Origin of the sequence: uncultured Marinobacter sp., assembly GCF_963974375.1 — a bacterium.
Lineage (GTDB): Bacteria > Pseudomonadota > Gammaproteobacteria > Pseudomonadales > Oleiphilaceae > Marinobacter.
Map to the genome: position 1 here is coordinate 1 of NZ_CAXBDN010000440.1, position 1703 is coordinate 1703.

Here is a 1703-nt window from a genome sequence, read left to right on the forward strand (position 1 = left end):
AGAGGCGCTCTGGAACTGAAAAAAAAAGGGGTATATCGCCGTTAATGCAAACAGGATTTTCTTCATTATTCTTCCTCACCCTTGAACTTCTTGGACTGCCCACTCGTACCGGCATAGATCCCAAACACGGCTGCCATCGCACCTACGACCACGGACACCAGCCCCGCCTGTTCCAGGTTGGGTTCCTCCAGCGTCATAAACCAGATGACCACCTCGTAGAGCAGGTAGATATACACGCCCACAAAGATTCTGGGGAATATCCGCCAGGCATCAATGGTCTTGGCAAGATGAATCCATTTCTGGTAAGGGTTCACCCCCAGGTGTACGGGAGTGACCTCCACCTCAAGATCAATTTTCTTTTTGACAGGTTTCTCATCCATCGTTCTACTCTTCCGCAGTCTCGTCCGGTTCGTCCGTAGGGTCATTGTCCCTGTAATATTTTATGATGTTCAGCGTCTGCCTGATGTACCGCCTGATATCCGCAAGGTTATTGGAAAGGTTTTCATACGCCTGTGAGGTCAGGCCGTAGTACGCCATTGCAGGTGCGTCCCCTTCATCATAATTTTCAACGTATTCCCGCATGATGCTGGGGTTCAGTACCCGCCATTCTATCTCTGCCGGGACCACTGCCTCCGGTAGCGGCGGGGGGGACATGGGTGCTGGTTTTGTAATCGTCACCACTTCCACGGGCCTCACTTCAGGCACGGCTGGGCTTCTGTCGAACAGACCCCCCAGCATGGAACAACCGCTGACCCAGAACAGGCTAATCGGCAGCAGGCGTTTCATCGAACTGCCTTGGGTTTGTCAGCGCGATAAACTGCGCACCGACCTGCTTGGTCCCACGGTTGACAATTCCTTCGATCAGTCCGGGCTTGGCTATCGCAAGGTTATTCAGGTCATGCCGGGCAAAGGTGTTCCGTAGCTCGGTTGCTTCTTCCCGTGCCTCATCATTGGCCTGGGCAAGCTCAGAGATACGGGCCTGATTCTGCCTCTGCATCTCAAGCTGCTGGGTGATCTGTGAATTCTGCTGGGCAACCGTGCTTTCCAGTACGGCCTGATTGTTAACGGCAGTCTGTAGTTCAACCTGTAACTGGTCGATCTGCGCCTTCTGCATATTGATATAGAAGTAGGAGCCACCGACAGCGGCTACCAAAAGGAACCCCATGAGGATGCTGAGTTTCATTTGAACAAATCACCAACGTCATCCACCAGCTTGTGCGCCGTAGCCACGGTGCGCGTGACCGCCTCCGGTGCTTTATGAACCAGCCCGAAGGTAGCCCCCTCGGTGAATCCTGTGGCAAACGCCTTGTCCCCCGCTGTGGGCTTATCGAGATTTTCTACCGTCTTTGGGTTGATGGTTAGTTCAGTGCCAAACGCGAGGTGCGGGATCACCCCTGATGTGGATAGCTTCATGTGGAGATCACCGTTTTTGTCATACCAGACCCCGGCATCCATACTGACCCCGGCTCCGACACCCCCCGTGGGACCGGCCCAGACCTTCGCCTGGTTGCCGTCAGGATTGACATAGCTCCACTGCATCACACTGGAAACGCTGACCCCTACATGGGCACTGACCTTCACCTCAAGGCCACGCCCGTCATGGGTATCCACATCGGCGCTGACACCCTGTTCTTCGTTGACCGTTGTTACATCACAGATATGGTCAAAGTTCCACTTGTCGGTACGCGACCACTTCTTGCCTG

4 protein-coding genes are annotated in these 1703 nt (G+C 54.3%); all 4 read right to left on the reverse strand.

Features of this window, described 5'->3' with window-relative positions; all coding sequences use genetic code 11:
* Positions 1 to 65: 65 nt before the first annotated feature.
* A complete protein-coding gene (locus tag AAC035_RS21180) occupies positions 66 to 380 on the reverse strand; it encodes a hypothetical protein (RefSeq protein WP_339807102.1) in 315 nt (104 codons plus the stop codon).
* A gap of 4 nt (positions 381 to 384) precedes the next feature.
* Entirely contained in the window at positions 385 to 786 is a 402-nt protein-coding gene (locus tag AAC035_RS21185) for a hypothetical protein (RefSeq protein ID WP_339807103.1), read from the reverse strand.
* Complete coding sequence (locus AAC035_RS21190) at positions 764 to 1183, reverse strand: hypothetical protein (RefSeq protein ID WP_339807104.1); 420 nt, start codon at positions 1181 to 1183, stop codon at positions 764 to 766. The genes AAC035_RS21185 and AAC035_RS21190 overlap by 23 nt, the downstream gene beginning before the upstream one ends.
* A partial coding sequence (locus AAC035_RS21195; RefSeq protein WP_339807105.1) for a hypothetical protein occupies positions 1180 to 1703 on the reverse strand: 524 nt, incomplete at its 5' end. The genes AAC035_RS21190 and AAC035_RS21195, both read right to left, overlap by 4 nt.